The sequence below is a fragment of the Salinibacter ruber DSM 13855 genome, from assembly GCF_000013045.1.
GTDB classification, from domain to species: domain Bacteria; phylum Bacteroidota; class Rhodothermia; order Rhodothermales; family Salinibacteraceae; genus Salinibacter; species Salinibacter ruber.
Map to the genome: position 1 here is coordinate 2,896,874 of NC_007677.1, position 26,266 is coordinate 2,923,139.

General features: G+C 66.6%; 22 protein-coding genes. 9 read left to right on the plus strand and 13 right to left on the minus strand.

All coding sequences use genetic code 11. From position 1 onward, the window contains the following. Positions 1 to 260 precede the first annotated feature (260 nt). The 3 genes from SRU_RS12230 (at position 261) to SRU_RS12240 (ending at position 4,907) form a co-directional block, all read left to right on the plus strand. Positions 261 to 2,732, plus strand: coding sequence for a TonB-dependent receptor domain-containing protein (locus SRU_RS12230; protein WP_237701730.1), 2,472 nt, complete (start codon positions 261 to 263; stop codon positions 2,730 to 2,732). Between the two features lie 156 nt (positions 2,733 to 2,888). Beyond that, entirely contained in the window at positions 2,889 to 4,049 is a 1,161-nt protein-coding gene (locus tag SRU_RS12235) for a sensor histidine kinase (RefSeq protein WP_164923618.1), read from the plus strand. Between the two features lie 21 nt (positions 4,050 to 4,070). Continuing rightward, positions 4,071 to 4,907 carry a LytR/AlgR family response regulator transcription factor gene (locus SRU_RS12240; protein WP_011405048.1) on the plus strand — a complete coding sequence of 279 codons (837 nt, stop codon included), beginning with the start codon at positions 4,071 to 4,073 and terminating at the stop codon, positions 4,905 to 4,907. Between the two features lie 175 nt (positions 4,908 to 5,082). Here SRU_RS12240 and SRU_RS12245 read toward each other — a convergent pair whose 3' ends face one another. The 3 genes from SRU_RS12245 to SRU_RS12255 all read right to left on the minus strand — a co-directional run bounded on the left by SRU_RS12245 (position 5,083) and on the right by SRU_RS12255 (position 9,031). Further along, complete coding sequence (locus SRU_RS12245; RefSeq protein ID WP_193345383.1) at positions 5,083 to 6,132, minus strand: LLM class flavin-dependent oxidoreductase; 1,050 nt, start codon at positions 6,130 to 6,132, stop codon at positions 5,083 to 5,085. Between the two features lie 50 nt (positions 6,133 to 6,182). Next, positions 6,183 to 7,130, minus strand: coding sequence for a glutathione synthase (locus SRU_RS12250; protein WP_011405050.1), 948 nt, complete (start codon positions 7,128 to 7,130; stop codon positions 6,183 to 6,185). A 287-nt stretch (positions 7,131 to 7,417) separates the two neighbouring features. Continuing rightward, positions 7,418 to 9,031, minus strand: a complete 1,614-nt coding sequence (locus SRU_RS12255; protein WP_011405051.1) for an FAD-binding domain-containing protein — start codon at positions 9,029 to 9,031, stop codon at positions 7,418 to 7,420. Positions 9,032 to 9,273: 242 nt separating this feature from the next. On the opposite strand from SRU_RS12255, the gene SRU_RS12260 reads away from it, so the two are divergent. Next, positions 9,274 to 9,717, plus strand: coding sequence for an Hsp20/alpha crystallin family protein (locus SRU_RS12260; protein WP_164923619.1), 444 nt, complete (start codon positions 9,274 to 9,276; stop codon positions 9,715 to 9,717). Between the two features lie 200 nt (positions 9,718 to 9,917). Here SRU_RS12260 and SRU_RS12265 read toward each other — a convergent pair whose 3' ends face one another. After that, positions 9,918 to 10,589, minus strand: a complete 672-nt coding sequence (locus SRU_RS12265) for a class I SAM-dependent methyltransferase (RefSeq protein ID WP_011405053.1) — start codon at positions 10,587 to 10,589, stop codon at positions 9,918 to 9,920. Here SRU_RS12265 and SRU_RS12270 point away from each other — a divergent pair. Then, on the plus strand, positions 10,541 to 11,905 hold the full coding sequence (locus tag SRU_RS12270; RefSeq protein WP_011405054.1) for a CaiB/BaiF CoA transferase family protein: 1,365 nt from the start codon (positions 10,541 to 10,543) through the stop codon (positions 11,903 to 11,905). The genes SRU_RS12265 and SRU_RS12270 overlap by 49 nt on opposite strands. 25 nt (positions 11,906 to 11,930) lie before the next feature. On the opposite strand, the gene SRU_RS12275 is transcribed toward SRU_RS12270, so the two are convergent. Next, positions 11,931 to 13,469 carry a glycine--tRNA ligase gene (locus SRU_RS12275; protein WP_011405055.1) on the minus strand — a complete coding sequence of 513 codons (1,539 nt, stop codon included), beginning with the start codon at positions 13,467 to 13,469 and terminating at the stop codon, positions 11,931 to 11,933. 105 nt (positions 13,470 to 13,574) lie between these two features. Between SRU_RS12275 and SRU_RS12280 the strand changes: the two genes are divergently transcribed. Beyond that, positions 13,575 to 14,293 (plus strand): IS1-like element ISSru3 family transposase gene (locus SRU_RS12280; protein WP_076611408.1). Its coding sequence is split into 2 segments (ribosomal slippage): positions 13,575 to 13,823 and positions 13,826 to 14,293, totalling 717 coding nucleotides; the frame shifts between segments, so codons are not numbered across the junction. 3 nt (positions 14,294 to 14,296) lie between these two features. On the opposite strand, the gene SRU_RS12285 is transcribed toward SRU_RS12280, so the two are convergent. From SRU_RS12285 to rho, 3 genes are all read right to left on the minus strand, one after another. Then, positions 14,297 to 14,683 carry a four helix bundle protein gene (locus tag SRU_RS12285; RefSeq protein ID WP_011405056.1) on the minus strand — a complete coding sequence of 129 codons (387 nt, stop codon included), beginning with the start codon at positions 14,681 to 14,683 and terminating at the stop codon, positions 14,297 to 14,299. A gap of 60 nt (positions 14,684 to 14,743) precedes the next feature. After that, positions 14,744 to 15,520 carry a RadC family protein gene (radC, locus tag SRU_RS12290; protein ID WP_013062547.1) on the minus strand — a complete coding sequence of 259 codons (777 nt, stop codon included), beginning with the start codon at positions 15,518 to 15,520 and terminating at the stop codon, positions 14,744 to 14,746. A gap of 128 nt (positions 15,521 to 15,648) precedes the next feature. Continuing rightward, on the minus strand, positions 15,649 to 16,770 hold the full coding sequence (rho, locus tag SRU_RS12295; protein ID WP_011405059.1) for a transcription termination factor Rho: 1,122 nt from the start codon (positions 16,768 to 16,770) through the stop codon (positions 15,649 to 15,651). A gap of 681 nt (positions 16,771 to 17,451) precedes the next feature. On the opposite strand from rho, the gene SRU_RS12300 reads away from it, so the two are divergent. Both SRU_RS12300 and SRU_RS12305 read left to right on the plus strand, forming a co-directional pair. Next, on the plus strand, positions 17,452 to 18,228 hold the full coding sequence (locus tag SRU_RS12300; protein ID WP_011405060.1) for an alpha/beta fold hydrolase: 777 nt from the start codon (positions 17,452 to 17,454) through the stop codon (positions 18,226 to 18,228). Positions 18,229 to 18,347: 119 nt separating this feature from the next. Further along, positions 18,348 to 19,979 carry a UDP-N-acetylmuramoyl-tripeptide--D-alanyl-D-alanine ligase gene (locus SRU_RS12305; RefSeq protein ID WP_011405061.1) on the plus strand — a complete coding sequence of 544 codons (1,632 nt, stop codon included), beginning with the start codon at positions 18,348 to 18,350 and terminating at the stop codon, positions 19,977 to 19,979. A gap of 15 nt (positions 19,980 to 19,994) precedes the next feature. On the opposite strand, the gene SRU_RS12310 is transcribed toward SRU_RS12305, so the two are convergent. The 3 genes from SRU_RS12310 to SRU_RS12320 form a co-directional block, all read right to left on the minus strand. Then, positions 19,995 to 20,687, minus strand: coding sequence for a cell wall hydrolase (locus tag SRU_RS12310; protein WP_011405062.1), 693 nt, complete (start codon positions 20,685 to 20,687; stop codon positions 19,995 to 19,997). A 276-nt stretch (positions 20,688 to 20,963) separates the two neighbouring features. Continuing rightward, positions 20,964 to 21,356: a VOC family protein gene (locus tag SRU_RS12315; RefSeq protein WP_112904553.1), complete on the minus strand. Its 393-nt coding sequence runs from the start codon at positions 21,354 to 21,356 to the stop codon at positions 20,964 to 20,966. A 624-nt stretch (positions 21,357 to 21,980) separates the two neighbouring features. Further along, the gene (locus SRU_RS12320; protein ID WP_011405064.1) at positions 21,981 to 23,117 is read right to left on the minus strand and encodes an acetoin utilization protein AcuC; all 1,137 of its coding nucleotides are present in this window, start codon (positions 23,115 to 23,117) and stop codon (positions 21,981 to 21,983) included. A 203-nt stretch (positions 23,118 to 23,320) separates the two neighbouring features. Between SRU_RS12320 and SRU_RS12325 the strand changes: the two genes are divergently transcribed. After that, positions 23,321 to 24,592: a serpin family protein gene (locus tag SRU_RS12325; protein ID WP_118829304.1), complete on the plus strand. Its 1,272-nt coding sequence runs from the start codon at positions 23,321 to 23,323 to the stop codon at positions 24,590 to 24,592. Positions 24,593 to 24,626: 34 nt separating this feature from the next. Here the strand turns inward: SRU_RS12325 and SRU_RS12330 are convergent, their stop codons facing one another. Continuing rightward, on the minus strand, positions 24,627 to 25,043 hold the full coding sequence (locus tag SRU_RS12330; protein ID WP_011405066.1) for an acyl-CoA thioesterase: 417 nt from the start codon (positions 25,041 to 25,043) through the stop codon (positions 24,627 to 24,629). Between the two features lie 38 nt (positions 25,044 to 25,081). Continuing rightward, complete coding sequence (locus SRU_RS12335; protein WP_011405067.1) at positions 25,082 to 26,089, minus strand: acetyl-CoA carboxylase carboxyltransferase subunit alpha; 1,008 nt, start codon at positions 26,087 to 26,089, stop codon at positions 25,082 to 25,084. Positions 26,090 to 26,266: the final 177 nt, after the last annotated feature.

Sequence of the window (26,266 nt, forward strand, 5' to 3'; positions counted from 1 at the left end):
ACGGACGCGCCGACGTACGTTTCGCCGACGTCGGCGTCCCATGGAAGGGCCTGTTCCCCTCTTCACGCGCGACAGAGTCTTCTCCGGAGGTGCAACTCGTTCGGGTGTCGTGCAGCTCATCCGCCGGGGCGCCCGTACCGTGCGAACCGCGGCGCGCAGGTGCACTTCGTAGAACGGGCGGAATCCTCTGGTCTCGGCGCCCCATCGCATACACTGCATCGTTGCCGCAAACCGTCCACGGATTTGTCCTGCTGCCTGCCATGCACACGACTCGCTCCAAGTCCTCTTTCGGGCCCCGGCCCGTCGGACTCCTCGGGACCGTACTCCTCGCACTCCTCCTGGGGGGACTCTCGTCGTCCCCGGTTCTCGCGCAGGACGAACCGGCCGGTGTTCTGACGGGTCGGGTGGTCGACGCGGCGTCGGACGCCCCCTTGCAGGACGCGACCGTCGCGCTCTGGGAGAACACCGGGGGCGACTCGACGCTCGTCCGGGGGACGGTGACGGGGCCGGAGGGGCGGTTCACGATTGAGGACGTGGCCCTTGGCGCGTACACCCTCCGCATCAGCTTCGTCGGGTACACCACGGAGCGCCGCCCCAACACCCAGCCGGCCCCGTCTCCCGACGAGGCCGACCTCGGCACGATCCGGCTGGGCCGCACGACGACCCAGCAGCAGGAGGTGGAGGTCACGGCCGACCGCCCCGCGGCCCGGATTGAGACGGACCGGAACGTCTACAACACCTCCGAGCGCGCCCTGAGCGCCGGCGGGTCGGCCCGGACGGTGCTCGAAGACCTTCCCTCCATCCGGATCGACATGGACGGGAGCATCAGCTTTCGCGGCAACGAGAGCGTCTCGCTTCAGATCAACGGCGAGCCGGCCTCGCTGCAGGGCCAGAGCCTCGTCAGCTACCTCGAAAGCCTGTCGGCGGACGCCGTGGACCGCGTGGAGGTGATCCCAAACCCCTCGGCCAAGTACGAGCCCGAGGGCATGTCGGGCATCATCAACATCGTGCTGAGCCGCGATCTGGAGGCGAAGTGGAACGGCGGACTCACGCTCGGCGGCGAGCGGGACGCCAACGACCGGTACGGCGGCAACGGCTCGGCAAACGTGGGCTTCCAGGCCGGCGGCTGGCGCGTCGTGGGCACCTACTCCCACCGGCGCGACGGCGAGGAGGACACCGACACCCGCATTGTGGAGCGGCTCAATGGGGGCGGGCCCAGCACGTGGGTCGACCAGAACGGCCGGGAAGAAGAGCAGGACCGCTCCCACTCGTTTCGCACCGACGTCGATTACAGCGTCGCCGAGGGCACGTCCCTCGGCCTGGAAACGAGCGTCAGCCTCCGCCGCGGCGACGAGAACGGGCGCTCGGCGTATCGGGAATACACCGGGGGCGCCCCCACCGCCGAGAACGTGACGGACCGGTACGTCCGCCGTCTGGACAACAGCTCGTCCGAGGAGAGCGTCGACGGGCGCCTCGACTTCAACCACGACTTCGCCCAGGACCACAGCCTGAGCGCGCAGGTGCGCTACGACCGCGACCTCGAAGGCGAGGATGGGACGTACAACATCTACGGATTCGAAAACGGAGCCCGTCTCTCCACGCCTCGGGACCAAGAAATTGACGTCGTCAACGAGGACGAACAGGACGGCTCCCTGAAGGTGGACTACGCACGGCCGCTCGGCTCCTTCTCCTTGGAGACCGGCTACAAGGGCACCCTGCGCCGGCTCGACAGCGACCAGACCTACGAGGACCGCACGACGGTCTTCACGTTCGACGAGCTGATCCACGCGGCGTACGGCACAGTGAGTCGGGGCATCGGGGACTTTCAACTGGAGGCCGGGCTCCGCGCCGAGGCCGTGACCACGACCTTCGACCTTTCCAGCGAGGACGAGGTGACGAACAGCTCCTACGTGAGCCTCTACCCCAGCGCCTTTCTCACCTACAAGCCCAGCCCGAGGCGGCAGGCCCGCCTCTCCTACAGCAAGCGCGTGGACCGGCCCGGCCTCTGGGACATCAACCCGATTGAGGACAACGAGAATCCGACCTTTCAGGAGCGGGGCAACCCTGGGCTCGCCCCCGAGTACATCCACTCCTTCGAGCTGAGCCTGACCCAGCGGTGGGGCATCGGCTCCGTCTCGGTCACCCCGTACCTCCGGCACACTGTCAATGAGATTGAGGAAGTGCGGTTTGAGGAAGACATCAACGGGCGTACGGTCATCGTCCGTCAGGCCCAGAACCTGTCCACCAGCACCTCCTACGGCACGGAGCTGGTGACGACGTTCAACGCCGGCGACCGCCTGGAGGGCACCCTCAGCGGCAACCTCTACCGCTCGGTCACCGACGGCTCCAACGTGACCACCGACCTCAGCCAGGACGCAATCCTGTTCTCGGGCCGGGGCAGCGTCCGGGCGAAGCTGCGGGACGGCCTGCAGCTGGAGCTCAGTCAGTTCTACCGGCCGGCCCGCGACATTCCCCCGCAGGGACGGATCGATCGGTTTGCCAGCACCGAGCTGGCCCTCCAGCAGGAGCTGCTCGGGGGCGACGGCACCCTCACCCTCCGGGTCGACGACCTTCTCAACGACACGAACATGACCATGTGGTACCGGGACCAGGATCTCTATCAGGAGTCAAACATGCAGTGGGGGGCCCGCGAGGTCTCGCTCTCGTTCCAGTACAGCTTCGGGTCCGGGTCGAACGACGACCGCGGGCGGCGCGATCGGGACTACCGCTGATCCCTCCCCGTCCGTCGCGACACACTGGACGCGGAAGGGAGGGGGGCAGTTCGTCGGTCCCCCGGTTCTTCGCTCTTCGGGAACAGTGCATGCTGTCCCCCATCAGGCACCCTCGTATTTCCTCAATGGTTCTTCTCCCACGACTCTCGTCCTCCCATGCGTGACCGGTCGGTCTTCACGTCGCCGAACCGGGTCGAGTGGGGGCTCATGGCCGCGTTCTGGACGACCGTGGCCCTGCTGTCGGTCGGGCAGACCCTCCTCGGGGACGCCTCCAGCGAGGTGCACTGGGGACGCACGGTGGCGGAGCTGGTTGAATATGCCCTCTGGGGCCTCTTTACCCCGATCATCTTTTGGCTCGCGAAGACCCTCCCGGTCGTGGAGCCGACCGATACGGAGCGGACGACGGTGACGCGGAATGTGGGCGTACATGCGGCCGTCGCCCTCGCCGCGTCCATCGCGGTCGACCTGACCGAAGACGCCGTCGAGGCGGGACTGGGGGAGCGCCCCCTCGCTTTCGTTCAGTCGGTGAGTCAATTCTGGTTCACCGACGAGCTGCTCTTCTACCTCGTTATCCTGATGGCCGGCTTCGCGCGGAGCTACTACTTTCAGCAGAAGGCGCGACAGGAGGAGGCCGCGCGCCTGGAGGAGCGCGCCGAGGCGCTCGAAGCCCAGCTCACGGAGGCGCGGCTGGAGGCCCTCCGCATGCAACTCAACCCCCATTTTCTGTTTAATACCCTGCACGCGGTGAGCACACTCGTCGACCGGGACCCGGCCGGCGTACGTCGCATGATTGCGCGCCTCAGTGAACTCCTGCGCCATGTGCTGGACGAGGAGGCCCCTCAGGAAGTCCCCCTCTCCCAGGAGCTTGAGTTCCTCGACGACTACTTCGAGATTCAGTCGATCCGCTTTCAGGGCCGGCTGGACACGGCGGTCGACGTCCCGTCCGACTTGTACGACGCTCAGGTGCCCAACCTCATCCTGCAGCCCATCGTCGAGAATGCCATCAAGCACGGGGCCAGCCAGGTGCGCGGCGTGGGGCGCATCGAGGTGCGCGGCCGCCACGAGGACGACCGGCTCGTGCTGACGGTGACGGACAACGGGCCGGGCCTGCCCGAGTCCCAGGAAGACGGGTTCGGCCTGCGCAACGTCCGGGCTCGGTTGGAGGGGCTCTACGGCGACGACCAGGCCCTCCACATGGAGACGGTACCGGACGGGGGAACGCGAGCCGTACTCGCACTGCCCCATCACACGAGCGCGTCGCTGTACACCGCCTCGGGAACCTCTTCCCTCACCGCGCCCGACATGGACCTCGACTGACTGCCCGCCCCCACCTTCGCCATGGCTTCCGAGACGCCCGCCATTCGTGCCCTCATCGTGGACGACGAGCCGCTGGCCCGCGAGCGCCTGCACGAGCTCCTGACAGACGCCCCGGCGGTGACCGTGGCCGGTACGGCCGAGGACGGCTTCGAGGCCGTCGACGCCATCCACGAACAGGCCCCCGATCTCGTCTTCCTCGACGTGCAGATGCCCGGCATGAACGGCATCGACGTGATCGAGGAGATCGGGACGGCCGACATGCCCGTCACCGTGTTCGTGACCGCCTACGACCAGTACGCCATCAAGGCGTTCGACCTCGCCGCGGTGGACTATTTGCTGAAGCCGTTCGACGACGAGCGGTTCGAGGAGGCCCTGCGGCGCGCCCGCGAGCAGATTGCCAACCGGGAGGGCGAGGCCATTTCCGACCGGCTTCTGCGGCTTCTCCAAGAACGCGACCCGTCCCTTCTGGAAAAGGAGAGCGCCCGGGACGAGCCGTACCTGGAACGGATCGCCGTGCAGGGCCGCGGCAAGGCCCGCATCGTGCCCGTCGACGACCTGACCCACATCACCGCCGACGGCTCCTACGCGGAGCTGCACACGGGCGACGACACCTACGTCATTCGCGAGCGCATGAAGACCCTCGCCGCTCGCCTCGACCCCGACACGTTCGTCCGGGTGCACCGGTCGGCCATCGTGCGGCTCGACGAGATCGAGCTCATCTTGCGCGGGGGCGGCGGCAACTACGCCGTACGCCTCCGAGACGGCACGCGGGTCAGCGTGAGCCGCAGCCGCGTCGACGAGCTGCAGGACCGCCTCGGCGTCGACGTGCTTCAGCGCGACGATGCGAACGGCGCGTAATTCGCAATCCGGCCGAAAATGTCACCGCGTCGGGACCGCTCCGTCTTTCGGGACGGAGGCTCCCGCTGACCCGTCCAACCGCCAACGGGCACTGTCCGCCGGTTGAAGGCGGGGCGGACTCCTCGCGTCGGAGGCCCTCTCCTCCGGCAGACGACAACATTTTGACTCGGAAACGCTATCCCTGCACCGGCGCCGACTTCAGTCGCGGAAGGACCTCGCGCCCAATCCGCTGCACCTCCTCCAGCATCGGGCTGCACTGAAGCAGCACGAGGTCGAGCCCCGCGTCGGCGTACGCGTTCAGCTTTTCCACGATCTGGTCCGGCGTGCCCACCAGGTCGGGCCGCAGGCCGCGGTTCGAGACCGAATAGTCCTTGAGGTCCACCTCGGAGTCCAGCTCCGAGTGCTCCACGAAGTCGTCGTAACTGTCGAAGCCCTCGGCCTCGTAGTCGACCGTGGTGATGCGGTCAAGCTCCTCCCGGGCCTCCTGCTCGCTGTCGCGGCAGATCATGTACGCCGCCATGCCGAACTTCATCTCGTCGGGGTCGTGGCCTTTTTCGGCCCGCCGCTCGCGCAGGTCCTCGATGTCGCCGGCAATCTTGTCGACGGTGCCGCCGTGCATCAGGTAGTGGTCGCAGTGGGTGGCGATCATGTTGCGCCCCTCCTCGGAGCCGCCGCCCGCGTAGACGGGCACGCCGCCGGACTGGACGGGCTTGGGCTGCAGGATCGTGTCCTCGATGGTGTAGAAGTCGCCGTCGAATGAGAAGCGCTCCTGCGACCAGAGCCCCTTCAGGATCTGCACGAACTCGGCGGAGCGGTCGTAGCGGGCGTCGTGGTCGAGCCAGTCGCCGACGTACATCTTCATCTCCTCCTCCCACCAGGCCGAGACGAGGTTGATCTCGAACCGCCCGTCGGAGATGTGATCGATGTTGGAGGCCATCTTGGCGGTCACGGCCGGCTCGCGGAAGCCGGGGCGGATGGCCGCCATGATGCGAATGTCGTCCGTCACCGGGGCCAGGGCCGAGGCGGTGGTCCAGCACTCCAGGGCCGGATGCGACGGGCCGTTGATGTCGTTCAGGTTGAGCTCGGCGATGAGCATCGTCGAGAAGCCCGCGGCGTCGGCCGCCTGCGCGACCTTTCGGTTGTACGCAAACGTGGGCGGCATGCCCTCGTCGTCCACGTTGCGGAGCCAGCCGCCGAAGACGGGGAGCCAAATTCCGAGATCAATCATCGATGGGTTGAACGTTGGAAGGTTGACGGTTGGAACGTTGAGGGGCGTCAGGAAGGGATGCCTTCGCCCGTGGCGGCGGCCTCCAGTTCGCGCTTCAGGAGGTCGGCGACGGCGGCCATGCCGCTCAGGTCGTGCTTGTCTTCGACCTCGGGCGAGTAGTTGGTGGTGCCGTTGATGTCGTAGGTCCAGATCTGGCCCTCGGTGTCTTCGATAAATTCGATGCCCGCAATGTCGATCTGCTCCCGATTGAGGAACGCCTTGTAGCGGTCGATCAGGGCGGCGGGCACGTCTTCGCGGAGGGCGAAGAGCGAGTCGTCCCCGTCCACGGCGCAGCGGTCCTCGTCGGTGCGGCAGGCGTCGGCCGGGCAGAGCTCGAAGCCGTCGCTGGTGTCGGACGTGATGGCGTACAGGAACTCGCCGTCCACGAACTCGCAGCGCGTGATGAACGGCTCGGCCGCCTCCACGAACTGCTGCAGAAGCGTAATGTGGGCCGGCGGCGTCGGAATGTCGCCGGCGCGCACCGCCTCCTCAAACGCCTCGTGGGTGCGGAAGAGCTGCACGCCGAGTCCCTTCCCGCCCCGATTGTGCTTCGTCACGAACGGGGTCGGCACGTCCTGCGCGGCCGCCAGCAGCGCCTCCGGCCCGCCCGCGACGGCCCGCGTGGCCGGGGTGCGCAGCCCGGCCTGCTCCAGCGCGGCGTGCTGCTGCACCTTGCTAATCTCCAGCTCGAAGGCGTGGGACCCGTTGACGACGCGCCGCCCGTGCCGCTCCAGCCACGCGATCAGCTGGCGCGTGTGCTCGACGGCCGGGCTGTGGCCTCGGGTGTGGGAGGACGCGCTCATGCGGTTCAGAAAGACCCCCTCGGGCGGGGCGCCCGTGACGTCGAAGTGGCCGTCGTCCACGAACCATTCTTCGTAGGGCACGTCCGCCGCATCGAGCGCCGACCGGAGGGGCGGCATCCAGTCTTCGTTCTCGTAGATGATGTAGGCCTTCATGGGATGGGCGATGACTCGTCGAAAGGAGGGAAACTAAAAAAGCCCCCGGCCGAACCGGTGGGCGGAGGCAGTAGTGCCGACCGTTCACCACGCGGTTCACGCACGAGTGTACGGACAGCAACAACAATGTGCGGGCGAGGGGGCAGTCATCGTGGCGACCTGACTGTTGAGAAATCGTTGTCCGATATCTATCGGGTCCGTTCGGGTTCCCCCTGTTACATGGACTTCAGCTTCTGGTCCCCAGCGACGTGCCCGTTTCTAGCGGGGCCGTCTCGCCCGAACGAGGCTCAGGCCCGGCTGCCGTGCCGTTCCAGGACCGTGTCGGCCTGCGCTTGGATCTCCGGACGCTGCCGCAGCTCGTGGATGGCGTCTTGGGCATGGTGGTACGCGTCGTTGTGGTCTACGACGCGCTCCGGGTAGTCTTTGCCGATCACGCAGCCGGCGGCCTGCTGCTCGATGGGCGACATCTTCCAGGGGGCGTGGACGTACGCAGTCGTGTCGAGGTGCGACAGCTCGGGGACCCAGCGCCGGATGAACGTGCCGTCGGGGTCCTGCTCCTTGCCCTGCTTTACCGGGTTGTAGATGCGCACGCGGTTGATGCCGGTCGTGCCGGACTGCATCTGCACCTGCGGGTAGTGGATGCCCGGCACGTAGTCGGCCATGAGGCCGCCGTAGGTGGGCGCGAAGCGGCGCCAGTCGAGCCAGCAGTCGTAGGCCGCAAACGAGCAGAGCATCGCCCGCATGCGGAAGTTGAGCCAGCCCGTGGCCCGCAGGTGCCGCATGCAGGCGTCAACCATCGGGAACCCCGTGCGGCCATGGAGCCACGCGTCGTAGAGCGCCGGGTCCCAGTCGTCGGCGCGAAGCGCATCGAAGGCGGGGATGTAGCTCTCGTTTTCGATCCGGGGCGCGTCCTCCAGCTTCTGCGTAAAGTGGCTGTGCCAGTGCAGGCGGCTGTCGAAGCTGCTCAGCGCCTTGCGTCGGGCCGCCGCGTCCGGGCCGTTCGCTCCGCGAAGCTCTTCCTGCCGCCGTCGCAGCTCGTAAACCACCCGCCGGAGGCTGATCGTGCCGTAGGCCAGGTGCACCGAGATCCGCGAGCACTCCGTCTGCGCGGGACCGGGGCGCGACATGGCCCGGCGGTAGCTGCGCCCTCGTTCGCGAAGGAACGAGTCGAGGGTGCGGTGGGCCTCCGCCTCTCCAATCTGCTGAAGAGCGGCGGTCGACGGCCGGAGCCCCAGATCGGCGTGGGACGGCATCGGCCCGGGCGCTACGGAGTCGACCGGCTGGAGCGCGTCGGGCGGGTGCACGAGCGGCCGGTCCATGGACGCCTCCCACTGGTCGGCCCACTCGTCCCGGTCGTGCGGCCCGCGCACCACGCCTCGGCTTGGCACCTCCGTAAACGGGACTTCGTGGGCGCGGGCCCAGTCACGGACGCGCTGGTCCCGCTCGTGGGTGCGCTGGTTGCCGGTTTCTTCGTGGGCCCAGAGACGAAGGGGCCCGGCGGTCGCCCGCAGCGACTCGAGGACCTCCGGCATTTCGCCGCAGCGCACGACCAGAGGCTGTCCCCGCTTTGCGAGGCGGGCCCGCAGTTCAATGAGCGCCTCCCGAATCAGCGTCCAGTGGCGCGGATGATAGTCCGCCCCCGCCGCGATGGACGGCTCCGCCACGTAGAGGGGCAGCACCGGTCCCCGATCGGCGGCCTCCGCAAGGGGGCGATGGTCGCCCACCCGCAGGTCTCTTTTGTACCAAACGATTTGCGTGCGCGGCGGCATGGGCGGGGCGAAAGCATCGATTTGCGTGCAGTTGATGTACTGCTCTCGTCCCCCTCCGATTCCCCAAAACTCTTCCCATTCTGCAAGATCTGTCGGCGGTCGTCCACGGACATCGTGCGGGGCGGGGCCCACCGCTCAGCGCGGCAGACATGCACGTCAAATCTACAGCCCTGCTCTGTCGGGGCGACAGGGCCGCCTGTCGGGGTTTCGGACTGGCCCGGGCGCTCGGTGGGATGGCACGCGCGTTGATTGTGTGGATGGGCGGATGTGCTGACGACGCGGGCACGGCCGGTGCCCGCCCTCAAGACTTGTTCGCACCGCTACGACCCTGCTCGCCAAACTGTTGAACGAGACAATTGGACGAGGTGATACTCATGACGCAGATGACGCGCCGAACGCCCACCCGCACCCTTCGCACCCTGCAACGCGAGGTGGACGACCTCTTCGACCAGTTCTTCGGCCGCACCGACGGCGGGGACCGCGACACGTCTCCGGCGTGGTCGCCGAGCACCGACCTGGTGGAGACGGACGAGGACGTTCGCCTCCACCTGGACGTGCCGGGCATGAGCGCGGACGACATCAGCATCAATCTCCAAAACCGCACGCTGACGGTGAGCGGCGAGCGCACCAGCGAGCGGACGGGCGAGGACGAGAACATCGTCCGTGTGGAGCGTGCCGTTGGCACCTTCCACCGCACGTTCACGCTCCCGGACGCCGTCGATGCCGACAGCACTGAAGCGACCTACGACAACGGCGTACTGACGATTCGCGTCCCGAAGACGGAAGAGACCACGCGCCGTCAGATTGAAATCCAGTAGCCACGCGGCTCCGCGCACCCGATCCCTGCGGGCTTCCCCGGGCGCTTGGGGCCCACATCGACGACGAGTTGTAATCGGGTGCGGCTCCGTCCCCCGGTCGGCCCCCTCGGTTCCGGCCGGGGCCTTTCTATTTGGCAGAATTCGTCCCGGACGCGTCCCTCAGTCGCCCGCGTGCCGCTCTCCGGATCCTCGGGCTCCCATTATTGCCTTCCAGAGTGCCCGGAGCCAAAGCGCGCGATGGAGGCGGTATACAGCCCCCAAAGCCCGGCCTCTCGATGCGCCACAAGATCCAGGTTCGTCCCCGTAAGCATCGGCCGCAGCTGACGGTTGAAGTCCGAGACGAGCACCCGGGCCGCCGGGTTGAGCGCCCGCCGGAGCAGCGAGGGCGGCGTCTCCGGCGGTAGAAATTTGTCGTAGATCGAGATGCGTCCGCCCGGGGCCAGCACGCGCGCCGCCTCGGCCAGGACCGCCTCGGGATCCGGAAGCACTGAGAGAAGCAGATGAAGCAGGACGACGTCGAAAGAGTCGTCCTCGAAGGGGAGCGCGTGGGCGTCTCCGACCTGGGCATCGACCGCTCGTCCAAGCGTCCGTGCCCGTGCCTTCGTGCGGCGCACCATCGCCGGCACCGCATCGAGGGCCGTGACCTGCGTCTCGGGGGGCAGGTACGCGAGGTCCAGTCCAGTGCCGCACCCCGAAAGCAAGATTCGGGCGTTCGGGGCTGGGTCGAGCCACCGGAGGGCCCGTTGCCGCCCGCGCTCCATCGGCCACGCGAGGGCGTCGTAGACCGGCGCGTAGAGCCGATACCGGGTCCGATTCCACCAGCGTGCCCACGTTCGGGGCGGCGGGAGAGAGGCCGTGGACTCAGTGGGCATATCGCGGGCCGCGTCGTTCCAGCATGGTCGAACTCATCGGGGCATGTTCAATTCAAAGGGGACCAATTGTTCGCCGGGGCCTGCCCTCGTGTTGCCCGACCATACCTCTTCCAAAACGCGCTTCCCCCGTGCTCGATGATCTCGTCGTCCTGGAACTCGCCTCTGTCCTCGCCGGCCCCAGCGTGGGCCAGTTTTTCGCCGAGCTCGGGGCAACGGTGCTCAAGGTCGAAAACCCCCGGACGGACGGCGACGTGACCCGCCGGTGGCGTGCGCCCGAGGGCGACGGCGACGGGCGCGGCGACCGGTCGGCCTACTTTTGCTGCTGCAACTACGGGAAGCAGTCGATCGCCCTTGACCTGTCCACGGAGGCGGGGCGGACGCTCCTGCACGAGCTGGCGGCGGACGCCGACGTGGTGCTTGCCAGCTACCGCCCCGGCACGGCCGAGGCGCTGGGCGCCGACTACGAGACCCTATCCGCCGTCAATCCCGATCTGGTATGCGGCCACGTCACCGGCTACGGCCCCGACCGCGAGCGGGCGGGCTACGACGCCGTCATCCAGGCGGAAAGCGGGTTCATGCAGATGAACGGCCCGGCCGACGGCCCGCCGACGAAATTGCCGGTGGCCCTGATGGACGTGCTGGCCGCCCACCAGCTCAAAGAGGGGCTCCTCGTGGCCCTGCTGCGGCGGGAGCAGGGCGGCGGCGGGGCGTACGTGCCTGTCTCCCTTCTCCAGTCGGCCGTAAGCGGCCTCGCCAACCAGGCGACCAACTGGCTCGTGGCCGGCCACCGCCCACAGCGCATGGGCTCGGCCCACCCCAACATTGCCCCGTACGGCACGTCCTTCCCGACGGCCGACGGCCAGTCGATCGTCTTGGCAGTGGGCACCGACCGCCAGTTTGCGGCGCTGTGCGACATTCTCGGGCGCCCGGACCTGGCCGACGACTTGCGATTCGCGACAAACGAGCAGCGCGTGGCCCACCGCGATGCGCTGCATGCCGTGCTGGCGGACCGGATCCGAGGGCTCGACCACGACGCCCTGCTGGCGGACCTCCACGAGTGCGACGTACCGGTCGGAACCGTGCGCGATGTCCCCGCCGTCTTCGAACAGCCCGCGGCGGAGGCGATGGTTCTGAACCAGGAGGGTGGGCCGGCCGGAACGCGGCAGGCGGCTTTCCCCCATGCCGACGATGCTGCTCAGTCGCTTCGCCCCCCGCCGCGGTACGCCGAACACACGGCCGCGATCCTGCGCGAACGCCTCGCATGCTCGCCCGACCGGGTGGATGCACTCGCGCAGGGCGACGTGATTGTCCGGTAGCCCCTGCGGTCTGCGCCTCCACACCCTACGCCGACGCCTCCCAGTTGGCCGTCTGATCGAAGATGTAGGTGGCAAGCTGGTCGATCGCCACGCGGTCCTGCTCCATCGTGTCGCGGTCGCGGACCGTCACCGTCTGGTCGTCGAGCGTGTCAAAGTCGACGGTGATGCAGAAGGGCGTGCCCGCCTCGTCCTGCCGGCGGTAGCGCTTGCCCATCGAGCCGCGGTCGTCGTAGCGGACGTTGAAGTGCTGGTTCAGGTCGTCCTCAATCTCGCGAGCAATGTCCGGCAGGCCCTCCTTGTCCGTGAGCGGGAAGATGCCGGCGCGGACGGGCGCCACCTCGGGGTGGAACTGCAGCACCGAACGCGTATCCCCCTTCACCTCCTCCTCGTAGTACGCGTCACACAGCACCATGAAGAGCGTCCGGTCGAGCCCCGTGGAGGTCTCCACGACGTACGGCGTGTAGCGCTCCTCCTCCCACGGGTCGTAGTACGACATCTTCTTGCCGGAGTACTCCTCGTGGCGACTCAGGTCGTAGTCGGTGCGGGAGTGGATCCCCTCCAGCTCCTTCCACCCAATCGGGAAGTCGTACTGGATGTCGACCGCCGCGTTGGCGTAGTGCGAGAGCTGATCGTGCTCGTGGAAGCGAAGGTTCGACGGGTCGATGCCGAGGCTCTCGTGCCACTTCATCCGTCGCTCCTTCCACTGCTCGTACCAGTCGAGCTCCGTCCCCGGCTTCACGAAGTACTGCATCTCCATCTGCTCGAACTCCCGCATGCGGAAGACGAACTGCCGGGCCACGATCTCATTGCGGAACGCCTTGCCGATCTGCGCCACGCCGAACGGCACATGCAGGCGGGCCGGTTCGCGGGCGTTGTGGAAATTGACGAAGATGCCCTGGGCCGTCTCGGGCCGCAGAAACACCGTCTGCCCGTCCACCGGCCCCATCTCCGTCTCGAACATGAGGTTGAACTGGCGCACGTCCGTCCAGTCGAACGCGCCGGACTCCGGCGCCGGAATCTCCTCGTCCATGATGATCGCGTGGAGCGCGTCGTTCATCTCCTCCCCCGCGTTGAGCGCCTCCACCAGCCGCTCGCGGACCGCCTCGGCGTGCGCCTCTTCCCCCTCTTCCCGGAGGGCCCGGATGTAATTCTCGATCAGCTCGTCGGCCCGGTAGCGATTCCCGGAGGCCTTGTCGTCGATGAGCGGGTCGTTGAACGCCTCCGTGTGGCCCGACGCGTCCCACGTCTTCGGGTGCATCATGATGGAGGCGTCCAGCCCCACGATGTCGTCGTTCTGGTACACCATCGACTGCCACCACTTCTCCTTCACGTTGCGCTTCAGCTCCACCCCCATCGGGCCGTAGTCGTAGGTGGCGCTCAGGCCGCCGTAGATCTCGGACGACTGGACGATGAAGCCGCGCTGCTTGGAGAGGGAAACGATGGTGTCGAACAGGTCGTCGCTCATGGGGCGGGGTTGTGGGGATCGGTGGCAGGGATGCAGGAGACAACATGCAAAGGTATCAACCGCTTCTGCTGGATGCAATGGGACCGCCTCATTGTTCATTGAGCATTGGCGAGCCCCCTCTATCGGCCTTGGTAGCGGCTCAACAAGTAGTGAGTCTTTCTGTTTGAACTGCGTCGCGTCTGGCCCACCAGCCTGGTCTATCCGATGATCAAAGAGACTTACGAGTGTAGAGAGTGTGGCTCCTCGAACATCGTCAAAAACGGACACAGCGCTAGCGGCTCTCAGCAGTATCACTGCAAGGACTGTGGAGCGCACAAGGTTCTCGATCCAGAGCCGCGAGGCTACTCCGAGGAGGAGAAAGAGAAAATCCTCCGTGCTTACCGCGAGCGCGGGTCAAAGCGGGCAATCAGCCGGATATTCGGCATCAGCCGCAATACATTGACCCGGTGGCTCAAAAAAAGGGACGAGAATCCGATTCAGTAGCCGAAGGGCTCCGGCCTGCTGAGGAAGGCGATGTCCTTGAACTCGATGAATGCTGGACGTATGTCCGAGAGCGGGCGAATAAACGGTGGCTGTGGGTTGCTCTGTGCCGGAGAACCCGGCAGGTCGTGGCATTTGTGATCGGAGACCGTTCGGCCAGAACCTGTGCTCGGCTCTGGAGCCGGATTCCGGAGGAATACCGTCAGGGCAGAAGCTTCAGCGACTTCTGGAAGTCCTATCGCCCAGTGTTTGCGGGCGACCCCAGCCACCGGCAGGTCGGAAAGTCCAGTGGTGAGATGGCCCACGTGGAAAGATTCTTCGGGCGACTGCGCCAGAAGCTGGCCCGGTATGTCCGCCGGACGCGAGCGGCCTCCGAGTCAGAACGGATGCTCCATCTGACGACGAAACTGTTCGTGGAGTGGTACAACGAAGCCATCACTTAACATCTATCCGCTACCTCGGCCTTTAACTTTCTCCTTCGCCGTATGCACGGACTGAGAGAGAATGGCGCAGAGCTGGTCGGTCTCGTCGGTGATGGCGTGAAGGCGCTTGGCGGGAATCAGGTCGGCCTTGCGAATGATGCGGAGCCATGTTTTGGTTTCACGCAGCTCTTTCAGACTGATGCTCAACTTGTGGGCAAAATCGCGACGGCTCTCCGCGGCACAGCCTTCCGAATAATTCGGTGCCGGCGACGTGCCACTGCGCAGGATCTGATCGGCAATGTGCTGTCCCAACGGGGTCTCCGGCAGCGCGTCCGCGACATTTCCAATCCGCACCGCAAAGTCGATGAGGCGATCTTCCAGTTCCTTCGGGGTCATTTGTTCATTTTTCATTGGGCCATTTTCTCATTTTGCTACTGAAAATGACGAAATGACAAAATGAAAAATGACCCGTCAGTCAATAACCCCGCGCTCCGCCAGCGACGTGTGCTTGGTGCCGGCGATGATAAGGTGGTCGTGCACCGGAATGCCCATCGTGCCGCCGGCCTCCGCAAGCTGCCGGGTGATCCGAATGTCCTCGCGGCTGGGCTCGGGGTTGCCGGAGGGATGGTTGTGGAGACAGATGACCGCGGCCGCGTCGTCGAGGATGGCCTGCTCGAAGACCCCCCGCGGCTCCACCACGCTCGACGAGAGGCCGCCTTCGCTGACGGTATAGTCGCCGATAATGACGTTGGCCGTATTGAGGTGGACGACCTTGAACACCTCCTTGTCGAGATCGCGCAGGAGCGGGCCGTAGACGTCCGCCACGTCGGCGGGGCAGGTGACCTGCATTCGCTCGTCCTGCTGCCGCTGCGACTCGACGCGACGCCCGGCCTCAAACGCGGCGGCGAGCTTGGTGGCCTTGGCCGGCCCCACGCCCCGCGTGCGGGTCAGCTCCTTCGGCTTGCGCTGCGAGACCTCGTGCAGCGAGCCGTACGACTGAAGCAGGGCGCGGCCGAGCTCGACGGCGGAGACGGGGCCGTCGCTGGTACGGGTGCCAGAGCCGAGCAGAAGCGCCAGCACCTCGGCGTCGGAGAGGACGGTGGGCCCGTGCGTCAGCAGCTTCTCGCGCGGCTGGTCAGACTCGTCCCATTCGTGGATCGGGACGCGGTACAACAGGGCCGGCTCTTCCGACCCTTCAGGGGACGACGGGGCTTCGTCGGAGGCGTCGGACGCAGAATCGGAGGGCATCGCGGAGCGGAAAGACAGGGAGAAAGGCCACGTGTCCCCCAGACACGTTCTCCCCAATGTCCATAACGCGTTCTGCCCGTGCCGGCGGACCGATCCTGCTTCTTCGGGCCCGCCGGCGCTCGTTCCATCTACTCGGGGACGAGCTCGTTTAGCAGGTGCGCGTTGGACGGGCTGTTGCGCAGGTGCCGAAGCAGGGCCTGCATCGCCTCGATCGGGGCCCGCGAGTTGAGCGCCCGAAACAGCTGGTTGTGCTTCTTGCGCCGCACCTCGCCGAGGAGGCGCTCCTCGTTCCGGGTTCCGCTCTCGCGGAGGTTGACGGCCGGGAAGATGCGTTTATCGGCCATCTCCCGGTCGAGCACGATCTCGGAGTTGCCGGTGCCCTTGAACTCCTCGAAGATGACCTCGTCCATTCGGCTTCCGGTGTCGACCAGCGCGGTGGCGATGATCGTCAGCGAGCCGCCGCCCTCAATGTTGCGCGCCGACCCGAAGATCTGGCGCGGCACCTTGAGCGCCTCCGCGTCCAGACCGCCGGACAGCGTGCGGCCGCTGCCGTCGACCCACAGGTTGAAGGTCCGCCCGAGACGGGTGAGGGAGTCGAGCAGAACCACGACATCTTTGCCCGTCTCGACGAGCCGCTTGGCGTGCTCCATCGCCAGGGTCGAGACCCGCACGTGGTTGTCCTCACCACGGTCGTTGGAGGAGGCAAACACCTGGGCCTCCGTCGTCCGGCGGAAGTCGGTGACCTCCTCGGGGCGTTCGTCCACGAGCAACGAGACGAGTTCGACCTCCGGGTGGTTTTCCGTGACGCCCGCGGCGATGTCCTTCAGCAAGACCGTCTTTCCGGCCCGGGGCGGCGACACGATCAGGGCGCGCTGCCCCTTGCCGAGGGGGGCAACGAGATCCAGCACCCGCATCGACTCGTCGTCGGTGCCGGTAATCAGGTCCAACTTCTCGTCCGGGTATACACTCGCCCCCTGGTCAAAGTCCTTGAGTTGCGCCCACTCTTCGGGGGGAAGGCCCATCACGGAGTCGATCCAGCCCACCTGCATGCCCCCTTTCCGGCCCGGCTTCAGGTCGCCCTCAATGACCACCCCGTCGCGGAGATTGAACTTGCCAATGAGCGGTGGCGGCATGAAGGGATCGTCCTCGTCCTTCGGCAGGTCCGGCCGCAGCTCGCGCATGAAGCCGTACTTCTTTTCGCCGATGAGCTCGAGGAGCCTCCGAAATGATTCGTTGTCGTTTTCTGACATAGTCGATTCTTCGATGAGTGATGAAGCCGACAAGCCCCGCTCCAACGGAGCGTGCCTGCCAATACGCAATGCGGAGGCGACAACGTGCCGCCCCTGAACGCCAGGTGTCCCACGGACTCAGTGGCCTTTCCTGCTCAGGGCACACGAGGAGACGGTTCAATCTCAAGATGCCCATGCCTGCCACGGGAACCGAGCGCTGACTCGGCACGCGGGCACGCTCTTCGCAAAAAGACCTGGTGAGAACCCCCAGAAGGGGGGATGCTCGACGTCGTCCTGCTGAATTGCAAGGTTGGAAGTCAGCAGTGGGACCAACACCGAAACGGATGTCCCCTGTCCACGACGGCCTTCCCGCGGCGCCCGTACAGTCGATCGTGCGTCTTCAGCCGGTAGGGTCGGGAGCGAGTATCCTTCCGCTCCTCGATGCTCTTCTCAGACCGACACGACTTGCGCACAGGGGCCAGTGCCCGTCAGCACCTGTGAATCGACGTGAGGACGTAGCGCATCTCCACGCTGGTGAGAATCATTCCCGCTGCCTTCGATCTGTGAAGGACCGAACGCGGGAGGAGACTTGGCAGGAAGCCAGAAGACAGAGCGGCATTCAGAAGGCGGAACGCCGCCATATACAGATGGTTTCCCGGAGGACTGCATCGCTGTTCTCTTCATCCGACGTTCGGGGTTTTTGTGACGGATTCCAATTTGAACGTCGAGGTTCGGGGGCGCCCCGAGAATCCTCCGGTCCTTCTGCTGCACGGCTGGGGCCGGAGCCTACAGGACCTACGCCCCCTCACTCAGGCCCTCACCGACGCCTACTGGACGCACGCCGTAGACCTGCCGGGGCACGGTGCCTCTCCCCCACCCCCTGAGCCCTGGGGGGTTTCCGAGCACGCACAGTTGCTCCACGACTACATCCGAAGGGAGATTCAGTCCAGCGTCACGGTGGTCGGCCACTCGAATGGGGGGCGCATCGCGCTGTACATGGCCGGCACCCCGGCGCACGCGTCCGCGGTCAGCCGGCTCGCGCTCATCAGCCCCTCGGGGGTTGAGCCCGAGCGGGCATGGGCCTATCACCTGCGGTCGGGGCTGGCCACGGCCCTGAAGGCCCCCGTGCAGGCCCTTCCGTCGTCCCTCCAGGCCCCGGCCGAGGACTGGCTCCGCCATTCGCTCGCCTGGCGCCTGCTCGGCTCCGCCGACTACAACGCCCAGGACGGCGTCATGCGCGAGACGTTCGTCAAGACCGTGAACGATCACCTCGACGAGGAACTGGTGCGCATTCGGGTTCCGACCCTCCTGTTCTGGGGCACCGAGGACGAGGCGGTTTCACGGCGGCAGATGGAGGTGATGACCTCGAAGATTGACGACTGCGGGCTCGTGGAGCTCGACGGCGCCGGCCACTTCGGGCATCTCGACCGGCCGGACACGGTCCAGGCCGGGCTCCGTCATTTCCTGGAGAACTCGTAGGCCCGCGGCCGGCGCGCCTTGCACGGACGCGGCATGCGCCTGATGTTGATTTTGAGAAGCCCCATCGGGCCCCGACGCATCTGCGGGCCGAACCGACCTTTCCATCCGTCTTCGGCAGCATGACGAGCGCGCTCATTTTTTTCGGCGTCGTCGCCACCCTGTTCGCCGGGTGGCGGGCCGGACGCCGGGTCCGGTTTTTCCTCCACATCTTCCAGCTGGAGACGTATAAGTTTGGCCGGTACGGGCGCTGGCTGGCCGGCCACGTGCCGTCGCTGATCGTGCGTCCCTCCCACGGCGTGGGGGCCGCCGCACTCGCGGGAGGCGGGCTCGTCGCTTCCGTCGCCGCCCCGAAATGGGGCGTGCTCGCCGTCCTCCTGGTGTGGCCCATGGCGTTCATTTCGTCGCGCCGCTACCGGAGCGACCAGGAGAAAAAGCCCCTCGCGTTCACGGACCGCATGGTGCGCCTCGCCATCCCCACGGCCCTGCTGGCCCTGCTCCCTGTCGCCTCCGGGGGCCTGTACGGATGGGCCCTTAGGTCCCCGACAGGCGTGCTGTGGTACCTGGGCGGCTTCCTCGCGGCCGACCTCGGGGCGCCCCTGTGGGTGGCCCTGGGCGCCGCCCTCATGCACCCCGTCGAAACGGCCATCCAGCGAGGCTTCAAGCGGCAGGCCCGGCGCCGCCTCCAGACGCGCTCGGACCTCTCCGTGGTCGGCATTACGGGCTCGTACGGCAAGACGAGCACGAAATTTATCGTCGCCGAGCTCCTCCGACAGAAGTACAACGTGTACGCCACGCCGAGCTCCTACAACACCCCCATGGGGCTCTGCCTCGCCGTCAACGAGCACCTAAAGCCCGAGCACCAGGTGCTGGTGCTGGAGTACGGCATTCGCTACCCCGGCGACATGGACGAGCTCTGCGACATTGCCGAGCCGGACGCGTCGGTCGTGACCACCATAGGGGTGGCCCACCTTGAAACCATGGGCTCTCAGGACCGCATCGCGGCGGAGAAGGGCGTGCTCGTGGAGCGGACGGCGCCGGACGGGCCCGCGGTCTTGAACGCGGACGACGAGCGCGTGGCCGCCATGGCCGAGCGCGCTGCCGGCCCGGTCTGGCGGATCTCGACCGAGGGGCACCCCGACGCCGACATCACCGCCGACGACATCCGGTACGACACTGGCGGCACCGCCTTCGACGTGACGGACGACACGGGCACGACGGTAACGTTCGAAACCCAGCTGCTGGGCCGCCACAACGTCCTCAATGTGCTTCTGGCCGTCGCCGTGGGGCGGTCGATGGGGCTTCGGCTCCGTCAAATGGCCCACGCGGTCCGGCGCGTCGAGCCCATCGAGCACCGCCTCCAGCTTCGGAGCCGGGGCGACGTGACGATCATCGACGATGCCTTCAATTCAAACCCCGTTGGGGCCCGGAATGCCGTCGAGATTCTGAGCGAAATGGACGGCGGGAAGCGCGTGATCGTAACGCCGGGGATGGTGGAGCTCGGGGACCGGCAGTGGACGGAAAACAAGGACTTCGGCGTCGTCCTCGCGCAGCACGACCTCGACCTCGTGGTCCTGGTCGGAGAGGAACAAACGGCGCCAATCCAGGCGGGGCTCTCGGAGGGCGGGGCTCCGGCGGAGCGGATCATGGTCGTCGACTCCCTCGCCGAGGCCCAAGAAATTCTCGAACGGAGATTGGGACCGGGCGACGTGGTGCTCTACGAAAACGACCTGCCCGACCAGTACAGCGTGTGACGAGTGCCTGCGGGGCTACGACGCCTGCTTAAAGAACCGGAAGCGCCGCTCGTCGACCGCGTACCGGCCGGGGTCCGGCGCCACAAAACCCCCCCGCTCCGCCCAGTAGGGCACCGCCCGCCCCCGCATCGACCGCTCGCTGTAGAAATGCCGCGTCTCGACCGGAAACGGACGGTAGGCCCGCCCCTCGGCGTGCCGCACGTAGCGGGCCACCCAGAGGGCCTGCCGCCACCGCGGGAGCGGGGCCTCCGGCTGGAGCCGCAGGTAGCGGGCCCGCTTCGCGGCGCCGGGGTTGAAGGCGCTAAACTGGTAGGGATCCAGCACGACCGCCCGGTAGGTGCGGCGGCCCCGGTAGGCGGTCTCCACGCGGTTGCGCACCACCCAGGCGACCAGCTCCTGCTCGTGGGGCAGCTTCGTCTCCGAATAGATGGCCCGGGCCAGCCACAGGGTCGGCCCCTCCAGATTCAGAGGCGGGGCCACCGCTACGGTGTCGCTGGACGGCCCCTCTGCCGGGGCGAACGCGGCGCGCAGACGGGGGGATGGCGCTTCGCGGGAAAGAGCTCGCTGCACGGCACAGGGGGCGGACGCAGACACTCCTCGGTCCGGCGGTGCCTGCTCGGCGTTGGCTCCCTCCGACTCCGGAGCGGGGGCGGGGGCGAGCAACAGAACGCCGAGAGAGGCGCCGAGGAGCACCCTGCGCGCATTCATGCCGGGCGCGGTATCTTGGCGAAAGAGCCGGCGGCCCCTGGGCGGGCACAGATGCCGAGCTTTTCCCAGTTCACTACGTCTGTAGACACACAGAAAACGCGAGACGTAACGTCCCGACGTGCTCTTTCACACCACCTGGACGAAATCCAGCGGATCAGCCGCGGGACGGGATTCTGCCCCGTCTCATCCCGGAATAACGCCCAGCGCCCTTCCGGAGGAAGACCATCAGACGCACGGGCAGTCGGCAGACCGGGACAATGCTGAGCCCCCGCAACGCTAGACGGTAATCTCCACGCGGTTCCCGTCGGGATCGAGAACGACACTCTCGTAGTAGCCATCCCCGGTTCGTCGGGGCTCCCCCACCACCTCGTATCCGTCGCGCCGCAACGTACGCGTCCGACGGTCGACCTCAGCCTCCGAGCCGACGGACAGGGCGAGGTGGTCGTAGCCTTCCAGTTCGGTCCCTTCGGACGCGGAGGCCTCCTCCAGGTCAGAGGTGTGCATGAGCTCAAGGCGAGCCCCCGAGTCGAACGACAGAAAGTAGGAAGTGAAATCCTTCTTCTCGTTTCGGTACCTCGTTCCCGCTTCGGCACCGAAATAGGTCTCGTAGAATTCGCGGGCCTGTTCGAGATCGGAGGTCCAGAGGGCAGCGTGCTCGATCTGAGCCATCGTAGAGAGAGGGACGTGAAAGGATGCATGCCTCTTTTGCACGAACAGCCTGCCCCTCGGTGCCTCGAAAAATGGTTGAGTCTGGCTTGTGAAGTCCCTCGTCAGCGCACCGACGCCGAGGCCCTCTCCTTCGGGCGAACGCATGCTCGTCCCCCCGATCAGCGAAGGCATCGTCTCCGAAGCAGCCCTTGCCGCCGGAGGACCAGACGGGACCTTTGCGCCTGAACGATCTCGTGGGCCGCACCACACCATGCCCACGGCGTAGCTTCAAGGGCGACACCGTCCGCTCGTAGAGTAATTCCCCGAATCTCTGCGGGAGGGTTCTCCTCCGTTACGCTTAGGCCTTGACACCCTCGGGGATCGATTTCGTCGTACTGTAAACGTATTATCAAATAAGGACTTGCCCACCGCAGCGCTATTCTCCCTCGCCCTCCACGCTGATGGCGATCTTTTTTGTTCATACGGCACGCCTCCCTGTAGGACTCTGGAGCATTTTTGCCTCCGTCTCCATCCCTACAGCAAGTTTCTTCACTACGTGAAAAGCGCAGTTCATACACATATGGAGGCGTTGACCGCCCCCGTTAGCGGTGCGGCGACGAGACTCCCCACCGTCGCCCCGTCGGATTACGCGTAGTGCCAGTGCGACGCCACCTGTTCCAGGGCCTGTTCGCTCGTGCGTCGGTTCTGCGTCTCGATGGAGGACTGGCGGGGCACGTCGAACGTTCGCTCGGGGTCGTGAAGGGTCGGCGTCAGGGAAGCGTCGAGGCGTGCCTCCCACCGCTCCCGGTAGTCGTTGGGGAGGGTGTCCGGCAGCTCGCCGCCCAGAACGATCAGCGCGAGAAGAGCCCAGATTCGTGACACCGTGTCGAGCTGGTATCCCCCGCCGAGGGTGCAGAGCAGGCGTCCCTCGGCGTGGTCGTCGGCGAGGGCAAGGAGGCGGCGAAAAATCGTGTCGTAGGCCTGCGTCGTGAGAAGAAGATCGGCCAGCGGGTCGTTGAAGTGGGCGTCGGCCCCGCACTGCGCGACGATCACGTCCGGCTGGAAGTGCTGGAGGGCGTGGGGCACCACGTGCTCGAAGGCGTCCAGGTAGCTGTCCGGCTCGGTGTACGGGGCCAGCGGGACGTTCAGCGAGAAGCCCCGGCCAGCCCCCTTGCCAATCTCTTCGACGTGTCCGGTACCTGGGAAGAGGGCGCGGCCCGTCTCGTGGAGGCTAACCGTGAGCACCCCAGGATCGTCGTCGTGCAGATGCTGGACGCCGTCCCCGTGGTGCACGTCCACATCCACGTAGGCGACGCGGAGCCCCTGCTCGCGGAGCGCGTGGATGGCGACCGACAGGTCGTTGTACACGCAAAACCCAGAGGCCCGGGCCCGGTGCGCGTGATGGAGCCCGCCCCCAAACTGGAGCACGCGGGTCGCGTCCCCGTCGCCAATCAGCCGCGCCCCGTGGAGCGTCCCGCCCACGAGGCCACGGGCCGCGGCGTCCATGTTCTCGAAGACCGGCACATCTCCTGTGTCGAGGCCGAAGGCGCGGGCCTCCGGGGGCGGCGTGCCGTCCGACGCGGCCTCCACCTTCTCCACGAACTGCTCGCCGTGGACCCGCCGCACTTCCTCCCGGGTCGCCACGGAAGGCGCTACGGGATTGAGGGGCGCCCCGAGCGCCGCCAGAAGGTCCATCGTCATCTCCTGCCGAACGGGGCTGAAGGGATGCTGGGGGCCGAAATGGTAGTCGAGGTAGCGGTCGTGGAACAGGAACGTGGCCATGTGTGCGGGCGAGAGTGAAACGGGCGGTGCGGAATCTGGCCCTCGGGGCACGCCGCGGGGCACCCGAAAGGTAGACACTGCCAGGGCAATCCGTCAACGAGCCGCCCGCGGGCCTGGGCATTGGTCGACGCTCACGGGTACTGCAACCCCCAGGTTGGACCGACACAGCGCATCCCTCAGCCCCCAAAGCTCCCTCATCCGCCATGCCATCCGGTCTCCACCCGCCCGTTTCCGCCCTCGTTCGCCGGCTCGTGGCCGCGGGGCTCCTCGTGTTCTTCGGGCTCGGCTGCGACTCGACCGGCCCGGAGGACGCCGCTGACGCCCCGCCGCCGCGGCCCCTCACGGCGGCGGAGGATCAGGTCGTCGACGCCGACAATGCGTTCGGCCTGACGCTTCTCCGGAGCACCGTGGACACGGAGGGAACGTCCAAAAACGTCTTTCTCTCGCCGATCAGCGTGTCGATGGCCCTCGGGATGACGCTCAACGGGGCGCGTGGAGAGACCCGTTCGGGCATGAAAGCGGCATTGGAAAAGCAGGACCTGTCCCCCACCGACATCAACGACGCCTACCGCGGACTCATCGACCTCCTCGAAGGGCTTGACCCGAACGTGGAGGTGGCCCTTGCCAACTCCATCTGGTACCGCGAGGGCCTCCCAGTGAAGCAGGCCTTCATCGACACGAATCGGGCACACTTCGACGCCGAGGTGGAGGCGCTCGACTTTGCCGACCCGTCCGCGTCCGACCGGATCAACGGGTGGGTAAACGACCAGACGCGCGGGAATATCGAGAAAATCGTCCCCAGCCAGATCCCATCGAACCCCGTGATGTACCTCATCAACGCCATCTATTTCAACGGCCCCTGGCGGGACCAATTCGATCCCTCGAACACCGCGCCCGAGCCTTTCCACCGCGGCGACGGATCGACCGTTTCGGTCCCGATGATGGAGAAGACGAAGAACGTGGTGCATCCCACCTACCAGGCCGAGCAGTTCCGGGCCGTCGACATCGCGTACGGGGACAGCCTCTACAGCATGACGGTCTTGCTGCCCCACGAGGACGCGTCGGTGCAGTCGGTCGTGGACAGCCTCGACACCGAGACGTGGACGGAGATGACCAGCGGACTATCTCCGCAGTCGCTCAGTCGCCTGAAGATGCCGAGGTTCACCCTCCGCTACGGGAAGACGCTCAACGACGTGCTCAAAGACCTCGGGATGGGGGTCGCGTTCACGGGACGAGCCAACTTTCGGGGCATCGCCGACCTGTCTCTCGCAATCGACAAGGCAAATCACAAGACCTTCCTCCGGGTCGACGAGGAGGGCACGGAGGCCAGTGCCGCGACATCGGTCGAGATTGAGCCTATTTCCTCCGCCCCGCCCTCATTCGTCGTGGACCAGCCTTTCGTCGTCGCCATCCGCGAGCACCACTCCGGGACGAGTCTCTTCCTCGGCACCATCATGGATCCGACCGCCGGGTAAACGAAGACATCCGTGGTCCCCGCGCTCCCCGGAACTATTCCTCGAGAAGCGGGGCGAAGGCCTCCCGCACCGCGGCCGGGGCGCGAACGGGCTCGCGCGCCTCCGCGTCCGTGAAGCAGAGCGTAGTGTGCCCGGTGACAAGCGCGTCGTCGTCTCCCTCCCGATACACCGTGTAGTCGATGGGGACGCGGACCGTGGGCATCTGCGTGAAGTGCGCGTCCACGACGAGCGGGTCGTCGTAGTGGGCCGGGCCGTGGTAGTCGACCTCCACGTGCACGACCGGCATGATGATGCCGTTCGCCTCAAGGTCTCGGTAGCGGACCCCAGCGTGGCGCAGGGCCTCCGTCCGGGCCACTTCGAAGTAATCGAGGTAGTGCGTGTGGTAGACCACCCCCATCGGGTCGCACTCCCGGTACCGGACGCGGTGGGCATGCGAGTACGTATAGGCCATGGCCGAACCTGAGTGCGCCGTGGAGGGAAGACAGGGGGCTACGCGGAGGCGGTCATGGGCTCGGCCGATTCGTAGGCGCCCAGGGCGTCGAACTTTTCGAGCCGCTGGTCGAGCAGCGCCTGCGGATCGAGGTCTTCAAGCTCATCGAGGGCCTCGGCCACGGCCGCCCCGACGGCCTGGTAGGTCCGCTGCGGATCGCGGTGCGCCCCGCCAACGGGCTCGGGCACAATCTCGTCGACGATGCCCACCTCCGTCAGGTCCGTGGCCGTGAGTTTGAGCGCCTGCGCCGCGTCCTCCTTGTGGTCCCACGAGCGCCAGAGGATCTGCGAGCAGCTCTCCGGCGCAATCACCGAGTACCAGGCGTTTTCGAGCATCAGGATGCGGTCGCCCAGCCCGACGCCCAGGGCCCCCCCGGACGCCCCCTCGCCAATGACGACGATCACGACCGGCGTCTCCAGGCGCGCCATCTCGAAGAGGTTGTGCGCGATGGCCTCGGCCTGCCCGCGTTCCTCGGCCCCCATGCCCGGGTACGCGCCGGGCGTATCCAGGAGCACGACGACCGGCTTTCCAAACTTGGCGGCCATCTTCATCAGCCGCTCCGCCTTGCGGTACCCCTCCGGGTTGGGCATACCGAAGCGCCGGTACTTCCGCTCCTTCGTATCGCGCCCCTTCTGGTGCCCCATGATCATCACGGTGCGGTCGCGATAGCCAAACCGGCTCCCCGTAAACTGCGCCAGCCCCCCCACAATGGATCGGTCGTCGCCAAACTTCCGGTCCCCGCGCAGCTCCGTAAAGTCCTCCGTCAGCGCCTCGATGTGATCCAGCGTGTAGGGGCGCTCCGGGTGGCGCGCAATCTGCACCCGCTGCCACCGCGTGAGGTTGCGGTAGATGGAGGTCCGGAGCTGCTCCACCCGCTCCTCCAACGCTTCAATCTCGTTGGAGAGGTCGTCCTGCGTCTCCGCGTTGAGCTCCCGCATCTCGGTGAGCTTGTCCTCAAGCTCGACGAGGGGCTTCTCGAAGTCGAGCAGGTGTTCGTCGTCGGCCATGGCAGAGACAAGTTGGTTTCGGGCGCATTTCTATAGGGTGCCACAAATAAGCCGTCTGGCGACGGGAATGGCAATACGTCGGGAAGCAACGGCCCGTGTAAACACAAAGTTTTCCAGAAGGAGAGGACCACCCGGGCCACAGAGCGGCCATCAGGAACGCACCTCCACAGTGCCCGT